Source organism: Achromobacter sp. EB05, from assembly GCF_044232075.1.
GTDB lineage: Bacteria > Pseudomonadota > Gammaproteobacteria > Burkholderiales > Burkholderiaceae_B > Achromobacter > Achromobacter dolens.
Window position 1 is genome coordinate 5,315,879 of the sequence record NZ_CP155917.1, and the last position, 16,556, is coordinate 5,332,434.

At 68.8% G+C, this 16,556-nt stretch carries 15 protein-coding genes; 2 read left to right on the forward strand and 13 right to left on the reverse strand.

From position 1 onward, the window contains the following. Window positions 1-14: 14 nt before the first annotated feature. Genes AAID08_RS24325 through AAID08_RS24350 form a run of 6 tightly spaced genes read right to left on the reverse strand, consistent with a single transcriptional unit; the run spans window position 15 to window position 7,236 of the window. Window positions 15-1,016, reverse strand: a complete 1,002-nt coding sequence (locus AAID08_RS24325) for a siderophore ABC transporter substrate-binding protein (protein ID WP_395756993.1) — start codon at window positions 1,014-1,016, stop codon at window positions 15-17. Next, on the reverse strand, window positions 1,013-1,789 hold the full coding sequence (locus tag AAID08_RS24330) for an ABC transporter ATP-binding protein (protein WP_395756994.1): 777 nt from the start codon (window positions 1,787-1,789) through the stop codon (window positions 1,013-1,015). Before AAID08_RS24330 ends, AAID08_RS24325 begins: the two co-directional genes overlap by 4 nt. Then, complete coding sequence (locus AAID08_RS24335) at window positions 1,786-2,736, reverse strand: iron chelate uptake ABC transporter family permease subunit (protein WP_395756995.1); 951 nt, start codon at window positions 2,734-2,736, stop codon at window positions 1,786-1,788. Before AAID08_RS24335 ends, AAID08_RS24330 begins: the two co-directional genes overlap by 4 nt. Then, window positions 2,733-3,674 carry an ABC transporter permease gene (locus AAID08_RS24340; protein ID WP_395756996.1) on the reverse strand — a complete coding sequence of 314 codons (942 nt, stop codon included), beginning with the start codon at window positions 3,672-3,674 and terminating at the stop codon, window positions 2,733-2,735. Before AAID08_RS24340 ends, AAID08_RS24335 begins: the two co-directional genes overlap by 4 nt. Beyond that, window positions 3,674-5,443: an ABC transporter ATP-binding protein gene (locus AAID08_RS24345; RefSeq protein WP_395756997.1), complete on the reverse strand. Its 1,770-nt coding sequence runs from the start codon at window positions 5,441-5,443 to the stop codon at window positions 3,674-3,676. Before AAID08_RS24345 ends, AAID08_RS24340 begins: the two co-directional genes overlap by 1 nt. Next, window positions 5,437-7,236: an ABC transporter ATP-binding protein gene (locus AAID08_RS24350; protein ID WP_395756998.1), complete on the reverse strand. Its 1,800-nt coding sequence runs from the start codon at window positions 7,234-7,236 to the stop codon at window positions 5,437-5,439. Before AAID08_RS24350 ends, AAID08_RS24345 begins: the two co-directional genes overlap by 7 nt. Before the next feature lie 138 nt (window positions 7,237-7,374). Between AAID08_RS24350 and AAID08_RS24355 the strand changes: the two genes are divergently transcribed. Then, the gene (locus tag AAID08_RS24355) at window positions 7,375-7,995 is read left to right on the forward strand and encodes a TetR/AcrR family transcriptional regulator (protein WP_175142670.1); all 621 of its coding nucleotides are present in this window, start codon (window positions 7,375-7,377) and stop codon (window positions 7,993-7,995) included. 16 nt (window positions 7,996-8,011) lie between these two features. Here the strand turns inward: AAID08_RS24355 and AAID08_RS24360 are convergent, their stop codons facing one another. Next, a complete protein-coding gene (locus AAID08_RS24360) occupies window positions 8,012-8,938 on the reverse strand; it encodes a LysR family transcriptional regulator (protein ID WP_054500738.1) in 927 nt (308 codons plus the stop codon). A 134-nt stretch (window positions 8,939-9,072) separates the two neighbouring features. Here AAID08_RS24360 and AAID08_RS24365 point away from each other — a divergent pair, with 134 nt between their 5' ends. Beyond that, complete coding sequence (locus AAID08_RS24365; RefSeq protein ID WP_395756999.1) at window positions 9,073-9,927, forward strand: oxidoreductase; 855 nt, start codon at window positions 9,073-9,075, stop codon at window positions 9,925-9,927. Between the two features lie 28 nt (window positions 9,928-9,955). Here AAID08_RS24365 and AAID08_RS24370 read toward each other — a convergent pair whose 3' ends face one another. The 6 genes from AAID08_RS24370 to AAID08_RS24395 all read right to left on the reverse strand — a co-directional run bounded on the left by AAID08_RS24370 (window position 9,956) and on the right by AAID08_RS24395 (window position 16,466). Beyond that, window positions 9,956-11,182: a diguanylate phosphodiesterase gene (locus AAID08_RS24370; RefSeq protein WP_336234838.1), complete on the reverse strand. Its 1,227-nt coding sequence runs from the start codon at window positions 11,180-11,182 to the stop codon at window positions 9,956-9,958. Window positions 11,183-11,214: 32 nt separating this feature from the next. Beyond that, window positions 11,215-12,477, reverse strand: a complete 1,263-nt coding sequence (locus AAID08_RS24375; RefSeq protein ID WP_336234837.1) for an MFS transporter — start codon at window positions 12,475-12,477, stop codon at window positions 11,215-11,217. A gap of 9 nt (window positions 12,478-12,486) precedes the next feature. Continuing rightward, complete coding sequence (locus tag AAID08_RS24380; protein ID WP_054500735.1) at window positions 12,487-12,834, reverse strand: DMT family protein; 348 nt, start codon at window positions 12,832-12,834, stop codon at window positions 12,487-12,489. A 79-nt stretch (window positions 12,835-12,913) separates the two neighbouring features. Further along, complete coding sequence (locus tag AAID08_RS24385) at window positions 12,914-13,618, reverse strand: hypothetical protein (RefSeq protein ID WP_240806438.1); 705 nt, start codon at window positions 13,616-13,618, stop codon at window positions 12,914-12,916. Between the two features lie 149 nt (window positions 13,619-13,767). Next, window positions 13,768-15,105, reverse strand: a complete 1,338-nt coding sequence (locus AAID08_RS24390) for a sigma-54 dependent transcriptional regulator (protein WP_054500733.1) — start codon at window positions 15,103-15,105, stop codon at window positions 13,768-13,770. After that, on the reverse strand, window positions 15,090-16,466 hold the full coding sequence (locus AAID08_RS24395) for an ATP-binding protein (protein ID WP_231132961.1): 1,377 nt from the start codon (window positions 16,464-16,466) through the stop codon (window positions 15,090-15,092). Before AAID08_RS24395 ends, AAID08_RS24390 begins: the two co-directional genes overlap by 16 nt. Window positions 16,467-16,556 lie beyond the last annotated feature (90 nt).

The following is a 16,556-nucleotide window of genomic DNA, read 5'->3' on the forward strand; positions in this document are numbered from 1 at the left end:
GCCGGTCGACCGGGTCAGTCCCGGTAACCCTTCATCACGTCGTCGATCACGATCCGCAGCGAATTCACGCTGGCGGCCGTGACATACCAGGCCTCGGCGTCGGCAAAGACCACGCGGCCGTGCTTCCAGGCGGACGTCGCGCGCAGCAACGGGTTGCCCAGCGTCCCGGCGGTCAGCGCGGGCCGGCGTTCCATCACGGCGGTGCGATCCACCACGTAGATCACGTCGGGATTTGCCTGCTGGATGAATTCGCTGGAGATCGGCTGGCCATGCAGGCCGGCCTCCGCCATCGGGCCGGCCGGCTTCACGCCTAGCGCGTCGAAGACGAATCCGTAGCGCGACTGCGGGCCGAAGGACGTGAAAGCGCCGTTGTTGTGCAGCACGATCAGCGCCTTCTCGGGGCGGTCCTGGATCAGGCGCCGGGCCTGCTGGACCTTCTCGTCCAGCCCGGCCGCCTGCTGGCGCGCCAGGTCTTCCTTGCCGAAGATCCGTCCCAGCGTCAGCAGGTGGTCCTTGACGACCTCGATGTGATTGACCTGGCTGTCGCGGTAATCCACGTCGAAATGGATCGTCGGCGCGATCTGGCTCAGCTCCTTGTAGTGGCTGGCCTGCAGGGACGTGATCAGGATCAGGTCGGGCCTGGCCGCGTGCACCCGCTCCAGGTTGGGTTGCACGATCGCGCCCGTGTCCCGCACGTGCGGCGCGTCCCGGTACCTGGCCAGGAAGTGCGGCACGAAGTCCTTGGGCATGCCGGCCACGGGCACGCCCAGCAGGTCCAGGAAGTCGACCTCGTTCATATCCAGCGCCACCACGCGCTCGGGCTGCCTGTCGATGACGGTGACGCCGAGCTTGTGCCGCACCGTGATGGCGGCATAGGCCGGCGGCGCCGCCGCGCCGGACGACGGCGACGGTTGCACCCCATTGGGCGCTGGCGCCGTTTCCTGGCCGCAGCCCTGCACCGCGATCGCGGCGGCCACCAGCAGGGCAAACGCCCAGGTCCTGTGCTTGCCGTTCATGTCAATTCTCCCGATGGGTTGAAGTAGTTGCACAGGCGGCCGCGCGCGCCGTGCGTGATCTCGAAATCCAGCCCATACAGTTCCCGCAAGCGGTCCTCGGTCACGACCTGCGCCACCGTGCCGGCGCATTGCACGACGCCGTCTTTCATGGCTACGATGTGGTCGGAATAACTGGCCGCGAAGTTGATGTCGTGCACCACCAGGATGACGGTGCGGCCGTGCCTGTCGCACAGGCGGCGCAGCGCCCGCATGATCTGCACGGCGTGCTTGATGTCGAGGTTGTTCAGCGGCTCGTCGAGCAGCAGGCAGTCGGTCTGCTGGGCGATGGTCATGGCCAGGAACGCCATCTGCCGCTGCCCGCCGCTCAGTTCGTCGAGATAGGCCTGGCGCAGCGGCTGCAGCGACAGGAACGCGATGGCCTCGTCGATCACGCGCCGGTCCGCAGGCGTCAGCGCCCCCCGGCTGTAGGGGAAACGGCCGAACGCGACCAGCTCCTCGACCGTCAGGCGCAGGTTGAAATCGGGAGACTGGCGCAGCGTGGCCACGCGCCGGGCGTAGTCGCCGACGCGGATGTCCGACACGTCGCGGCCTTCAATCAGTATCTCGCCCCGGGTCGGCGCCAGCAGCCGCGCAATCATCATCAACAAGGTCGTCTTGCCCGCGCCATTGGGGCCGATCAGCGAGGTCAGCCGCCCCGCCGGAAACTGCGCGCTGACGTCGGACAACACGGCGCGCGCGCCATAGTGCCTGGAAAGATGCTTGACGGTAATCATGCTGTGCCCCGCGCCCGCGCCATCAGCGCGAGGAACCACGCGCCGCACGCCAGGTTGACCAGGATGCCGACGGTGGTCCGGTAGTTGAAGAGATGCTCCACCGCCAACTGGGCCAGCAGGAACAGGCCGATCGCAACGGCGCAGCCGGTGGGCAGCGTGACCCGATGCCGGCGCGTGCGCGCCAGGGCATAGGCCATGTTGGCGACGAAGATGCCCATGAACGCCGTGGGCCCCAGCAGGCTGGTCGACACCGCGACCAGCGTGGCGATCAGCGCCAGATTCCTCCGCACCTGGCGCGGATAATCCACGCCCAGCGACATCGCCTGATCCCGCCCCAGCGACATCACGTCCAGTGTCGGGAGATTCTTCAGACCCGCCAGGCACACGCCCGCCACCAGCAGCCCTGACACCAGCAACTGCGCCGGCTCGATCTTATTGAACGACGCCTGCGAAAAACCCATCAGGATCGAGAACTCGCCGGGGCTGGTCTTGAGCTGCGCGAACTGCGTGAAGGTGCCGATCACCATCGTCAGCACCAGCCCCGCCAACAACAGGAAATGGACGTTCTGCCGCCGCTGGCTGAACAGCCCGCGATGGATCAGCCACGAATAGCCCAGCATCACCGCCACGGGCAGGAAGAAGTTGCCGTGCGCCCCCAACAGCACCAGGCTCTGCGCGCCCAGCCCCAGCACCAGCAGCGATTGCAGCAACAGGTAGACCGCCTCGTAGCCCATGACGGCCGGCGTCAGGATGCGATTGCCCGTCAGCGTCTGGAACACGATCGACGACCAGGCGATGGCCACGCCGCCGATCAGCATGGCCGCCAGCCGCGCCAGCCGCTTGGGGATGATGTAGTCGAAATCGAAGTCGGCGCCCAGGAACAGGAACGCCAGCGCCAGGGCGATGACAAGCATCCAGGCCAGGTGCCGCGAAGCCAGGCGCGTCATCGATGTTTCCAGAAGATCAGCGCCAGGAACAGCAGGCCGCCCAACCCGCCCGCGGTCAGGCCGATGGGCACTTCGAACGGGTGGATCAGCAGGCGCCCGAGCACGTCGCATGCCAGCAGCAGCGACGCGCCGCCCAGCGCCACCACCGGCAGGGTGCGGCTCAGGCTATCGCCGTAATGCAGCGCCACCAGATTCGGCACCACCAGGCCGACGAAGGGAATCGCGCCGACCGTGATGACCGTGGCGGACACCGTCACGGCCACCAGCATCAGCCCCAGCGCCACGGTGGCGCCATAGTTCAGCCCCAGGCTCGACGCCATGCCCTCTCCCATGCCCAGCACGGTGAAACGGTGCGCATACAGATACGTCAGCGCGACGATCGGCAGGATCAGGTAGATGATCTCGTAGTTCCCCTGCACGATCCGGGAAAAATCGCCCAGCATCCACCCTTGCATACTCTGCAGGATGTTGTGACGATACGCATGGAACTCGGCCAGCGCGCTCAGCACGCCGCCGTACATCAGGCCGATCACCGGCACCAGCACGGTGTTCTTGAACTTCACCCGGCGCACGATCGCCACGAAGAGCAGGCTGGCGGCCAGGCAGAACGTCAGCGCGAAGAGCATCCGCACGGTCGCGCCGGCGCCGGGCGCCAGCGTCAGCGATACCAGGATGCCGAACTTGGCGGCATCCAGCCCGCCCGAGGTGGCGGGCTCGACGAACTTGTTGCGCACCACGTGTTGCAGGATCACCCCGCAAACCGACAGCCCCACGCCCGTCAGCACCAGCGCCGCCAGGCGCGGCAGCCGGCTCGCCGTCAGCGTCAGCCAGGCGTCGCCCGACAGCGACAACGCCTGCGACCACGCCATCTGCCTCGCGCCCACCAGCAGTGACGCGCCGCACAGCGCGACGAACACGCCGACCAGCCCCGCGCGCATCAGTCGCCCACCTCGTCCAGCGCCGCGGCGGCGATGCGCCAGCCCTTGGCGGACCGGCGCTGCGCCAGGAATCGCGCATAGCGCCCCTGGCTCGCGCGCAGCGACGCGGGCGCTCCCTGCTCGACGATGCGGCCCGCTTCCAGCACCACGATCTGGTCGGCCATCGCCACCGTGGACAATTGATGGGCAATCACTACCAGCGTGCAACGACCGCGCAGCCGCGCCAGCGCCTCGGTGACGACGTTCTGATTCTGCGCATCCAGCGCCGCGGTTGCCTCGTCCACCAGCAGGATCGGCGCTGGGCGGATCAGTGCGCGGGCGATGGCGACACGCTGGCGCTCGCCCCCCGACAGGTGCGCGCCGCCCTCGCCCACCATCGTGTCCAGGCCTTGCGGCAGGCGCTCGGCGATTCCGGCCACCCCCGACTGCCGCGCGGCCTCCATGACCTCGGCGTCGCTGGCTTCCGGTTTGCCGACGCGGATGTTGTCGGCGATGCTGCCCGAAAACAGATAGTTTTCCTGGAAGATCTGGCGGATATGGCCGGCCAGGCGCGCGCTGGCGATCTGTCTCACATCCACGCCGCCCACGCTGACGCTGCCCGCGGTCACGTCGAAGAAGCGGGCGATCAGCCGCGCCAGCGTGGTCTTGCCGGAACCGGACTCGCCGATCAGGGCGACCATGCTGCCCGGCGCGATACGCAGCGTCACCCCGCGCAGCACGTCCGGTTCCTCCGGCGCATAGCGGAAGTCCACCTCGCGAAGTTCAATCGCGCCATCGCGCGGCGCCCGCGGCGTCTCGGGCTCCGGCAGCGGCCGCACCGCGAACAGCGCCGCGATGGCGTCGAGCTGGCCGCGCGCGCCGCGCAGCACTTCGCCATACCCCGCCACTTCCAGCAGCGCGTCGACGTAGCGGGCCGCCAGCACCAACGAGACAATGACCGACGCGACCGCGCCAGGCGCCAACGGGCCGCCGGCGAGATCGTTGGCCCACCACACCGCCGCCATCAGCATGGCGGCGAATGCCGCCTGCGCGGCCCAGGCATTCAGGACGGCCGCCCCCGCCGATAACCAGATCAACCGCGCGCCGGCCTGGCGCTGGCGATCGACCGCCTGCTCCAGCAAGCGCAAGCCGCCGCCGTCGCCATTGAACGCGCGCAGCACGGACTGCGCCTGGGCGAACTCCACCACGCGCTGGCTGGCCTCGGCAAAACTGCGATGGAAAGCGCCGTCCGCCCGACGCGACATGGCGGCCGTCAATGCCAGGACGCCGGCCAGCAACGGCAGCGCCAGCAGCGCGATCACACCCAGCAACCAGTGCTGCGCGAACAGCGCCACGACCAGCACCATCGGCGTCACGATTCCGGTGAGCACCGGCGTGAATACGTGCGCGGGAAGCTGCGCCACGGCCATCATGCCCTGCGTGACCACATGCCCCAGACGCGCCGTGTTCGCCGGCGTGAACCATCCCACCGGCAGCCGCGCCACGTGCTCGCCCAGGCGGTGGCGGCCGCTTTGCAGGATGGCCACCCCCACGCGCACGCCCGCCCGCTCCACCTGGCGCCGCAACAGCCAGCAAACCGCCACCTCGCCCGCGAGCAGCGCCAGCCAAGGCGCCACCCGCCGCACGTCGCCGTCGAGCAGATGGATCAGCACCGGGGACAGCGAGGCGATGGCCAGCCCGCACAGCACGCCATAGGCGACGGCCATCCCGGCATAGCGCCGCAGCACGGACGCCTCATTGCCCAGCAACAACAGGAACGTCTTCAGCATGACGCCCCCGCCGGTTCCGCCGCCTTGTCATAGCCGCCCATCGACCACAGCCGGGCATAACGGCCGTCCAACGCCAGCAGCGCGTCGTGCCGGCCCTGCTCGACGATGGCCCCGTCCTCCAGGACCAGAATGCGGTCGGCGTGCATCACCGTATCCAGCCGATGGGCGATCACCATCAGCGTGCGCCCTTGCGCGAAACGCGACAGCGCCTCCTGGATCGCCACCTCGTTGCCGGCATCGGCCGCCGCCGTGGCTTCGTCGCACACCAGCACCGGCGCGTCGAGCAACACGGCGCGCGCGATGCTCACGCGCTGGCGCTCCCCGCCCGACAGTTGGGCGTCCTCGCCGACCATCGAGTCATAGCCGCGCGGCAGCGCCAGGATGCGTTCATGGATGTTGGCGGCGCGCGCAGCCGCCTCCACCTCGTGGCGGCTGGCCGCCGGCCGGCCCAGCGCGATGTTGTCATGCACGCTGGCGTGGATCAGCCGCACTTCCTGCAGCACGAACCCGACGCGCCGGTACAGTTGCCCGGTCTCGATCTGCCGCAGATCCACTCCGCCCAGTGTGATGCGCCCCGCGGTCGGGTCGAAGAAGCGCAGCAGCAGCCGCGCCAGCGTCGACTTGCCCGCGCCCGAGGCGCCAACGATGGCCGTCACGGTGCCCGGCTCCAGCGTGAAGCTGATGCCCGACAACGCCTGGCGCTTTCCGTCATAGGCATAGGCCACGTTCTCGAAGCGCACCTCGTGGCCCGCCGGCGTCGCGCCGTGGCCGGGCGCCGACGCCGCCAGCACTGGCGTCTCCAGCAATGCCAGCACGCGCTGCGCGGCGGCCGTGGCGCTGCCCAGGTCGTGCAGCAGCGTATGCAGCAGCAACACCGGCGCGCAAATGCCCGGCGCCACCAGCGCGAACGGCAACACCTCCACCGGCGCGATCCAGCCCAGGCCGACAAACAGGGCGCCGCTGGCCAGCGCCACCCCCAGCACCGTGACCGGGGCGATCATGGCGTGCGCGTGGGCCATCGCCGCCACAAGCGGTCGGGTGAAACGGCTGAAGGCCTCGGCGAGTCCGTCCACGGCCTCGTGGTAGCCGCGATGCGCCTTGCCGCTGGCGCTGAACGCCTTCACCACCGGCATCCCGCCGACGAACTCGACGGTCGCGCCGTTCAGTCGCTCGAGCCGGGTGATGAAGGTCTGCATCTCGGCGCCGCCGGCCTTCATGGCGCGGCGCAGGAACAGGAAGAACCCCGGAAACGGCAGCAACGCCGCCAGCGCCATGCGCCAGTCCAGCGCGAACAGGTAGATGACCGACAGCCCGATGGCGCCCGCCGCGCGGCCCAATGCCGTGTAGAAATGCGCGGTCAGGCTGTGCAGCGTGGCGATGTCGTCCTGCATCGCCTGCTTGACCTCGCCCGACGCCCGGCCGGTGAACCAGCCCAGCGGCGCCTGCGCCAGCCGCCGCGCCACGGCCAGGCGCAGGTGATGCGTAATGCGGTTATCGGCCAGATGCGCGGTCAGCTCGCCGGCGGACACCAGCGCCATGCCGGTGAACAGGCTGGCCACGCTGGCCCCCGCCACCCACCAGAGTGCGGCCCGCCGCGACGCCTGGGAGGCATCCACCGCATCGAGGCCCGCCAGCAGCAGTTGGGCGATGTGCGTCACGCCCGCCAGCGGCACCAACGTGAGCATGGTGCCCAGCGACGCCAGTACCGCCGCGGCGATCAGTTGCCCGCGTATCGGAGACAACACTTGCCTGAGCGGGCCAGGTCTGGCCGCGGCGACTACGGACGTGCTCATGAAATCGGACTACCCAGATGGTGGTGATAATTATTTGCATGACTATAAACTAAATCCTGAATTAGCTGCATACCGATAAACTAAATAATTGCGGGCAGGTTAAAGTGACGGATAGGCCGTCACCATCGAGGACCAGACATGAACCCGTCAGAGCGCCGCCCGGCGCGGGGCCGCCCGCCCACCATCACCCTGGAGCGGATCGCCGACGCCGGCATTGCGATGGGCTTGCCCAACCTCACCTTCGTCGGCGTCGCCGCGGCGCTGGGCGTCAGCCACATGGCGCTCTATAAGCACGTGCCGAGCCTTGAGGAGCTCAAACGCCTGATCGCCGAGGAGATCTTCAAGCGCTGGCAGATCCCGCAAGCGAGCAGCAGCGACCGTGGCGGCCTGAAGGAATACCTGACGGTGTTCACCGCGTCGGTGCGCGAGTTCGTCAAGGCGCATCCGGGCGTGACGCCTTATGTGATCCGGCGGCTGGCAGCCACGCCATCCATGATCGCCAAGATCGAGGGGCACCAGCGCCACATCGCCCACGCCTACGGCATTTCCCGGGAACAGGCGCGCATGCTGCTGGCGACCGTGGCGTTCCATTGCATGGCGGTCGCCGACACGGTGTATTCGGTGGCTGGCTTGGAACCGGTGGTCGACGCGGCGCGCGCGGCCGAGGAAGCCGAGATGGAAGCGGAACTCGATCAGGGCATGCAGGCGCTGATCATCGGTGTGCTGGCGATGCTGGAAGACGACCCGCGGCGGACTTGAGCCCGCCGGCCCCGCCCTATCGCAGCTCGTCGGGCCCCAGGAAGAACTGCCGGTTCCCTTCCAGCCGCCTGACCATGAAATCCACGAACGTCCGCACCCGCAGCGGCTGTTCGGTGCGGCGGCCGTAGTACAGATAGATGCCCTCGAGATCCACCGCGTGCCGCAGCAACAGCGGCACCAGCCGGCCGGCGCGGATGTGCGGCACCGCCGTGAAACTGCCCAACTGGCCGATGGCCTCGCCCGCCAGCACGGTCTGGGCCTCGGCGTCGATGTCGTTCATGCAAAGCGCCGGCGTGATCTCGCGGTAGACCTGCTCGCCATCGACCTGGAACGCCCACGGCGCCAGCTTGCCCGTGTTGGCGTGGACAAAGCCCGTGCACCGATGTCGCGCCAGGTCATCGATATTCGTCGGCGCGCCGTGGCGCGCCAGGTAGTCGGGCGCTGCGCAGACCAGCAACTGGATCGGCACCAGCCGTCGCGCCACCGTGCCCGCCGCCGGCAGCGAGCCGCCGCGAAAGCCCACGTCGGCCCGGTCGCCGACCAGATCGGTGAGGCGATCATCGAAATGCACATCGAGCTGCACGCCGGGATATTCCCGCGCGAACGCCAGCACGTACTGCCACAGCATGCAGTGGATCAACGCCCGCGGCGCGCTGATGCGCAGCGGACCGCTGATCTCGTCGCTGGCGCGCCGCGCGTCCGCCAGCGCCGCCGACAGCAGGCCCAGGGCCGGGCTGGCGTTGTCGAGCAGCCGCCGTCCCTCTTCGGTCAGGCTCAGCTTGCGCGTGGTCCGACGCAGCAGTTGCACGCCCAGCGATTTCTCCAGTTGCATCACCGCGTGGCTCGCCGCCTGTGGCGAAATGCCCTGGTCCACGGCGGCCTTGCGCAGGCTGCCGAGCATCGCGGTGCGCACGAAAATGGTCAGGGCGCGGACTTCGTTCATGGCGGATCCCCCAGCCGGTCGGAGCGGCCAATTAGCAAATAAACGTTGATTATCATTCTATTGAATAGCGTCTATTCGGAACACCCACCGCTCTCTACCATGCGTTCACCCCTTCCCCCTGATTGGAGAAACGCATGAACACCCCGACGGATTTCAAGAAAGTCTGGTTCATCACCGGCGCCTCGCGCGGCTTGGGCGCGCTGATCGCCGAAGCCGCCCTGGCCGACGGCAACGCCGTGGTCGCCGCCGGCCGCAACCCCGCCGCCATCACGGAACGCCTGGGCCAGACGCCCGGCCTGCGGGCGGTCGCGCTGGACGTGACCCGCCCCGAACAGGCGCAGGCCGCGGTCGCCGCCGCGCTGCAGGCCTTCGGCCGCATCGACGTGCTCGTCAACAACGCCGGCTTCGGCCTGTTGGGCGCGGTGGAAGAATCGAGCGACGCCGACGTGCGCCGCATGTATGACACCAACGTCTTCGGCCTGCTCAACGTGACCCGCGCGGCGCTGCCCGCCATGCGCGAGCGCCGCGCCGGCCACGTCATCAATATCTCGTCCATCGGCGGCTTCCGCTCGGGGGCCGGCTTCGGCGCTTACTGCTCGACCAAATTCGCCGTGGAGGGACTGACCGAGGCCTTGCATGACGAGCTCGCGCCGCTGGGCATCCACGCCACCGTGGTCGAGCCCGGCTATTTCCGCACCGACTTCCTGGACACCACATCGCTGGTCGTGGCCCCGGGCGAGATCGCCGACTATGCGGCCACGTCAGGCCAGGTGCGCAGGAGAGCCGTCGATCTGAACCACCAGCAGCCTGGCGATCCCGTCCGGCTCGCCGCGGCCATGGTCGAACTGGCCAACGCCGCCGAACCGCCGCTGCGCCTGCCGCTGGGCAGCGACACCCTGGCCGCCATCGCCGAGAAGCTGGCCTACGTTGCCCGCGAAACCGAGACCTGGCAGGCCCTGGCGCGCTCGACGGACTTCGCCGCGGTGTGAGGCATTGGCGTGCAGGCCGCCACTCCCCTCAGGCGACCTGGCTCGGGGCAACCCGTTCAGGCCACCTGATTTCGGGCTGACAATTCAGCGCGGGCCTGGCGAACAGGTAGCCTTGGAAGCGCTTCAAGCCGGCCGCCTCGAGCCAGCACCATTCCTCTATCCGTTCCACCCCCTCGGCCACGGGCATGATGCCCATGGCCGTGCACGCCTCGAGAATCGCGCGCACGATCGCCTGCCGAGGGCCGTCCGAATGGATATTCTGGATGAGCTTGCGGTCGATCTTGAGCTTGTCGGGCTGGAATTCGGCCAGCAGGGACAGGCCGGCAAAGCCCGCGCCAAAATCGTCAATCGCCACGCCGATCCCGGCTCTGCGCAAACGTTCGATGGCAGCGCCGAAATCCCCCTGGTTGGCGACGGCCTCCTGCTCGGTAACCTCGACGATCACCTGTTGGGGCGACAGGCCGCATGCGGCGATCTGGTCAAGCAGATGGTCCACCGCCGCGGGATCCGCAACCAACGACATGGGCAGCAGATTCACCGACAGCTTGACGTCTTCCAGGCGCAGGCGACGCGCCAATCGGAACGCGGACGCTTTGGACTCCAGGTCCATCCGGTAGCGCTGGACGGGGGGAACGCTGGAGAACAACTGTTCGGGCGATCCGCCGGTTCCGCTGCGGATCAGGAACTCGAAGGAAGTAACCGTTCGACGCATGGGCTCGACAATCGGCTGCAAGGCAAACTGATACGCCTGCTCCGCCAGCAAGCCCTGCCCGGGCGCTGCCTCGCCCTCCGTCACGAATCGCCAGTTGCGCGCGCTTTCCCCTTCAACGATATGGCTTGTGCCGCGCGCAAGCGCATACCACGAGAGAATCTGGATGACCCGGTCGTCGCTGGCCGCCAACCTGGCTCTCCGCTTCATTTTCTCGAGAATCAGCGCTGCCACCCGCTTCGAGTCGAGTTCACGCAGGTCGACCATCGCCATCTGGTCGCCCTCGAAGCGACGAAATGGCCCCTGGTCGCGCAGGAGATGCACGACGTTCGCGTGCCGCTCGTCCCGCTGGATGGCCTCGAACAGCACCGCCAATTCCCGTGCGCCCCCCTCCAGCAACTGAACAAAGTGAACCCCGTCAAAAAGCAGTATCCCCGTGACGTTCAACGACGCATTGCGCGCTCGGGCTTTGCGGACGAGAACGCCGAGCGCATCGGCATCCAAGGGTTCGCAGACTCGGCTGCGGTAGATCAATGTCGATAGCATGGCGTACTCTCCCGCCCCAGGGACCAGCATGTTCAATATGAAGAGTGTACGTCGGGGACTCGTCCTGCCCTGGCGGATCGGGCGCCCCCGCATTCGGCCCGATGCGTCGCGATCAGTCCCAACGATACGGCCGCGGCCACGCTCAGCGCAATGAACGCCGGCCCATAGCCAAAGCGCTGCGCCACCCAGCCGGCCAATGCCGGGCTGAGCGCCGCGCCGACGCCCTGGACGGCCATGACGGCGCCCAACCCGGCATTGACATGTCCGCTCCCGCGCAGGATCGATGCCACCAGGCCGGGCAGCGCCACGCCCACCAGGCCCGCGGCGACGCCATCCATCATCTGCACCGGCACCAGGGCACAGGTCGGCGGCAACGTGGCGGCCAGCAATCCCCGCACGGGCAGGACAGCGCAGGCCAGCGTCAGAATCCGCCAATAGCCGTACCGACGGGCGTAGCGCCCCGCCAGCAACGCTACCGGGATCATCACCAGTTGCGCCACGATGATGGTCAACGCCGTGTAGGCGCTGGGATCGGCCTCCCCACGCGAGGTGGCGGCCTGCCCCAGCAGGGGCAGCATGGCCGCGTTGCCGAGATGGAACAGCATCATGACGAGCGCCAGCAGGCGCAGCGCCTTCGAGCGCGACAGCACCTGCCAGATCGTCGGCACTTGTGCCTGGGATGCCTGGGGCCGCGCGCTCGGCGCCGCGCCGCGAGCGACCTCATGATCGATCGCGGACGGCCGGATGCGGGCCAGGCAGAGAAACGCGCCACACGGCACGATCATCATCAATACGAAGACGGCGGACAGCCCCCAGCGGTAGCCCGCCAGGCCGGCCAGTGCCGCGGCCACCACGTTTCCCGCATGATTCCAGGCCTCGTTCAAGCCAAGCTGCCGCGGCAGGCCGCGCGGGCCGACCAGACCCAGCGTGAGCCCCATGATGGCAGGCGCAAACAGCGCGCCGATGATGGCGGCCAGGACCTGCGTCGCGGCCGCGACACTGGCGACGGGCATCGCCCACAACGCCACGTTGCAGGCGATCAGCGCCAAGGTGGCGCCGGCGAGCAAGCCGCGCTTGCGGCGGGACGCGTCCACCCACGCGCCCATCGGCGTCGTGGCCAGCATGCCCGCCAGACCGGCCGCCGTCATCAGGTAACCGATGGCATCGGCTTGCCAGCCATGGCCCAGCAGGAAAACGCCCAGGAACGGGCCCAGGCCGTCACGCACATCAGCCAGGAAGAAATTGACGCCGGCGAGCCAGCGCCGCGGGTCGTTATCCGCTTTCGGAATCGACATGATCGCGTCCTAAGGCAACGGGCCCTTGAAAACGAAGAACGCGCCCAGTCCGATGCAGCCGAAGCCGACCAGGTGATTGAGCGTCAGCCGTTCACCAAGGTAGAACACCGAGAACACGGCGAACACCGTCAACGTGATGACTTCCTGCATGGTCTTGAGTTCGGCGGCGCTGTAGACGGCGTGTCCGATGCGGTTCGCCGGCACCGCGAAGCAGTATTCGGCGAAGGCGATCAGCCAACTGGCCAGGACGACGACATACAGCGGACGCTCGCCGAACTTGAGGTGCCCATACCAGGCGAACGTCATGAACACGTTAGAGACCAGCAACAGCGCGACGGGCAAGAATTTGGGGGACATCTTCAGGGTTCTCGGGCGGATGACGGAGAAGCCGCCGGCGATCGGCGCAGCGGCTCGGTCCGAACGGGCGCGACGGCGGTCAGGGAGCGCGGTCGTACAGGGGTTGCAGCGCCGACAGGCTGGTGCCCATGCGGATCGCCTCCAGCGACGTGCCCAGGGCGTTGCGCGTCCCCAGGCCATCGGCGGCGAAGGAGGCTCCGGGCAGCACCGATAGACGCAGGCTTTCCGGCGGGAAGCGGACGATGCTGCCATCGGTCAGGATGACGCCGTTGGCTTCACCGCGCGGGCCGGTCAGCACGGTATCGACCTGGCCTTCTACCCGCTGCGGCCGCAACGCCTGCGCGCGCAGGTGCGGCGGCAGCGGCCGTCCCGTATCCGGCGCCGGCGGCTGGTCGTACACCGTCTGGCCGCTGGTGGTGTTGACGATGGCATCGGCCTTGACGTTGCCGCGCGATTGCGGGCGGCCGATGATGCGAACGGCGTCGCCTGGTTTGACGGCGGCGCTGAGCGCCTGGGACAGATGCGGCGGGAACCGCGCCACGGTGCCATCGACCAGCCGCAGGCCGTCGACCTCGCCATAAGGGTTCATCAGCAGGCGCTGGACTTGTCCCTGCGCCACCGTCGACGCGGCGGCGTCGGGCGCGGGCGGCGGCATCGCGCCAAGGGGCGGCGGCGTCGCGCCAGCAGGCGTTGGCGTCGCGCCAGCAGGCGGCGGCGCGGCGCAGGCCATGCCCGCGACAACGGCCGCGGCGAGGGCGAAAAGGGCGAATGCGGATCGAGACATGATGGACTCCTTGCACCGGCAGTGAACACACCGGTTTCCATGCAAACCGTGTGCCAACAAGGAGTTCCCTGCAAATCAATGAGTTGCGCCGCCCGACGGCCCCGCGGCGTCCGATCCTGTGACACCACGGCGTCACAGGACCGGACACCTCATTCCAGGCCGTGTTCGGCCAACTTTCGGTAGAGCTGCTGGCGCGACAGGCCGAGCCGGCGCGCGGCCTCGGCGCGATTGCCGGCCGTGGCCGCCAAGGCGCGTCGGATCATGGCGCGCTCCAGTGCCGCCACCGCGTCAGCCAGCGGGCCATCCAGGGCGATACCGCCCTGGGCCTCCTGCGTGGCGTGCAAGGATGGCAGGCCGATATGCTCGGGGCCGATGGTGGTGCCGCGGCAAAGCACCGCCGCGCGCTCCATGGCATTGCGCAGTTCGCGCACGTTGCCGGGCCAGGCATGCGCCAGCAGCCGCTGCGCGGCCGCGCTGGAAAGGCGCTTGGGCGAGCCTGCGCCGATACGCCTCAGGAAATGCTCGGCCAGCAGCACCACATCGCCCAACCGCTCGCGCAGCGGCGGCAGCGCGATCGGCACCACCTGCAGCCGATACCAGAGATCCTCGCGGAACCGCCCCGCCGCGACCGCCGCCGGCAGATCGCGGTGGGTCGCCGCGACGATACGCACGTTCACGGGCACGACACGCGCCCCCCCGATGGGGGTGATTTCCCGTTCCTGCAACACGCGCAGGATCTTGGCCTGCGTCGCCAGCGGCATATCGCCGATCTCATCGAGAAACAGCGTGCCGCCCTCGGCCTCGCGAAAACGTCCAGCGCGATCGCTGATGGCGCCGGTAAACGCCCCTTTGAGGTGGCCGAACAGCTCGCTTTCCATGAGTTCGTCTGGAATGGCGGCGCAATTGACGGCGACGAAAGGCCGCGCCGCCCGCGCGCTGCTGCGATGCAGCGCGCGGGCCACCAGCTCCTTGCCCGTGCCCGTTTCGCCCAGGATCAGCACCGTGGCATCGCCGCGCGCCGCCATGCCGATGCGCTTGAAGACCTCGCGCATGGCGGCGCTGCCGCTGACCAGCTCGAAGTCGTCGACCGGCGCGGCGTCGGCGCTGGCAGCGTCATCCCCGGCCGCCGCCACGCTGCTCAACGCCCGATCCAGCGTCTCCACCAGGGCGGCCCGCGCCACCGGCTTGGTCAGGTGGTCGAATGCCCCCAGGCGCATGGCGTCGATCGTGTTGGCGCCGCTCGCATAGGCGGTCAGCATGATGCAGGGGACCGGCGACAGCTCGGACGCCTTGTGCAGGAACGCCAACCCGTCATCGCCCGGCATGCGCAGATCGACGATGGCCAGATCCACGGCCTCGGTGCGCAGGCGGTTCAGGCCCGCGAGGGTCGACGAGGCCTGCAACACCGTATGCCCCAGGTCTTGCAGCGTCTCGGTCAGGCTGTCGCGAAATGCCGCGTCGTCGTCGACGATCAGGATGCGGGCCATGGCAGCTCCATCTCAATGCGGGCGCCTCGCGCGGTCCCCGCCAACCGGACCTGCCCGCCGTGCGCCTGGACGATTTCCCGCACCAGGGCAAGCCCCAGGCCGGATCCGCCCGCGCGGGCCGTGGCGAACGGCTCGAACAGGGTTTCGCGCAATGCTTCCGGCACGCCGGCGCCATCATCGGCGACCCACAACAACAAGGCGCCGCGCGGACTGCGGCCGGCGCCAAGCTCGATGCTCCCCCCGTCGCCCGTGTGCGCCAGCGCGTTCAGCAGCAGGTTGTCGAACGCCCGCGCCATCTGCGCCGGATCGAACCACGCGCGCGCGCCGGATACGTCACGGGCCACCGTCGTCAGCCGGATGCCGGATTTCTGCGCCATCGCCGCATGCGTCTGCGCCCGCTCCTTCAGGAAGGCGGTCAGATCAAGCACCTGGCGCTCGACGCGAAACGGCTGAGTCAGGGCCAGCAGGCTGGCCACCAGCGATTCGAGGCGCTCGGTCTGTGCCAGCACCGCCTCGAGGGCGCCAGCCACGCGCGCCTCCCGGACCGGCCCGGGCGCCGCCAGCGCGTTCTCGACTTTCATGCGCATGGTGCCGAGGGGGTTGCGGATCTCGTGGGCCAGGCCCGCGGACATGCGCCCCAATGTGGCGAGCCGTTCGGCCTGCTGCAGTTGGCGCTGCATGTCGTCGGATTGTCGGCGCCAGCGAACGAAAGTGCGGCCGAGCCAGAGGCCCGATACCACGACCATGCCCAGCAACAGGCTGACCGCCAGGATCAGCGCATTGATCACGTCGCCGCCGATCAGCGGCACGCGCGTCAGGGTCCAGGCGGCGAGCGGGTCATTCGGCGTGTCGGCGGGACAGGCGGCGAAGACCACGGCTTCACGCAGGCCGGGACGCATGTCGGTCACCAGCACGGCCGCATCCAGCGCGCGCTGCGCCGTGGCGCCGATGCGCTCCAGCTCCGCGCTGGGCGGGTCACGCTTGATGCCGGTGCCGTCATAGGTGGGAAAGGCATAGGCGACCACCCCGGCGCCCGGCCGCCAGAAGCCGCCTTCCATGCCGGGGCGGTCCCGCAAGGCCAGATCGAGGATGGCCTGGGCGCCCGGCAGGCCGGACGCCTCTGCTTGCGGGCTGGCCGCGCCGAACTGTTGCAGGCGCCCCGCGCCAGCGCGCAAGGCCTCGCAACTGACCGCCGCCAGGTCGCGCGCACGAGCGACCTGGGAACTGGCGCCCTGGCGGCTGAGTGTCACCAGCAGGCCCGCCAGCACCAGCGCGACGATGGCGATCCAGAACCAGAGGATCGCCAGGTCTCGACGAATCGATTTCTGCGGTGACAGGATCGCGCTCCTTCGCGGGTACACGCCGGCAGAATACCCGATCGCGCCGCGCGATCGATAGGCCACAACGTGGAAGCGGTGTGCCATCGGCCGCAGGCATGAGGCGGGACGCTC

Excerpts from the sequence above, each read along its gene's own strand:
- AAID08_RS24350 (WP_395756998.1), bottom strand. The coding sequence starts at position 7,236 with ATGAGCACGTCCGTAGTCGCCGCGGCCAGACCTGGCCCGCTCAGGCAA.
- AAID08_RS24385 (WP_240806438.1), bottom strand. The coding sequence starts at position 13,618 with ATGTCTCGATCCGCATTCGCCCTTTTCGCCCTCGCCGCGGCCGTTGTC.
- AAID08_RS24390 (WP_054500733.1), bottom strand. The coding sequence starts at position 15,105 with ATGGCCCGCATCCTGATCGTCGACGACGACGCGGCATTTCGCGACAGC.
- AAID08_RS24375 (WP_336234837.1), bottom strand. The coding sequence starts at position 12,477 with ATGTCGATTCCGAAAGCGGATAACGACCCGCGGCGCTGGCTCGCCGGC.
- AAID08_RS24355 (WP_175142670.1), top strand. The coding sequence starts at position 7,375 with ATGAACCCGTCAGAGCGCCGCCCGGCGCGGGGCCGCCCGCCCACCATC.
- AAID08_RS24340 (WP_395756996.1), bottom strand. The coding sequence starts at position 3,674 with ATGCGCGCGGGGCTGGTCGGCGTGTTCGTCGCGCTGTGCGGCGCGTCA.
- AAID08_RS24325 (WP_395756993.1), bottom strand. The coding sequence starts at position 1,016 with ATGAACGGCAAGCACAGGACCTGGGCGTTTGCCCTGCTGGTGGCCGCC.
- AAID08_RS24360 (WP_054500738.1), bottom strand. The coding sequence starts at position 8,938 with ATGAACGAAGTCCGCGCCCTGACCATTTTCGTGCGCACCGCGATGCTC.
- AAID08_RS24380 (WP_054500735.1), bottom strand. The coding sequence starts at position 12,834 with ATGTCCCCCAAATTCTTGCCCGTCGCGCTGTTGCTGGTCTCTAACGTG.
- AAID08_RS24345 (WP_395756997.1), bottom strand. The coding sequence starts at position 5,443 with ATGCTGAAGACGTTCCTGTTGTTGCTGGGCAATGAGGCGTCCGTGCTG.
- AAID08_RS24370 (WP_336234838.1), bottom strand. The coding sequence starts at position 11,182 with ATGCTATCGACATTGATCTACCGCAGCCGAGTCTGCGAACCCTTGGAT.
- AAID08_RS24365 (WP_395756999.1), top strand. The coding sequence starts at position 9,073 with ATGAACACCCCGACGGATTTCAAGAAAGTCTGGTTCATCACCGGCGCC.
- AAID08_RS24335 (WP_395756995.1), bottom strand. The coding sequence starts at position 2,736 with ATGACGCGCCTGGCTTCGCGGCACCTGGCCTGGATGCTTGTCATCGCC.
- AAID08_RS24330 (WP_395756994.1), bottom strand. The coding sequence starts at position 1,789 with ATGATTACCGTCAAGCATCTTTCCAGGCACTATGGCGCGCGCGCCGTG.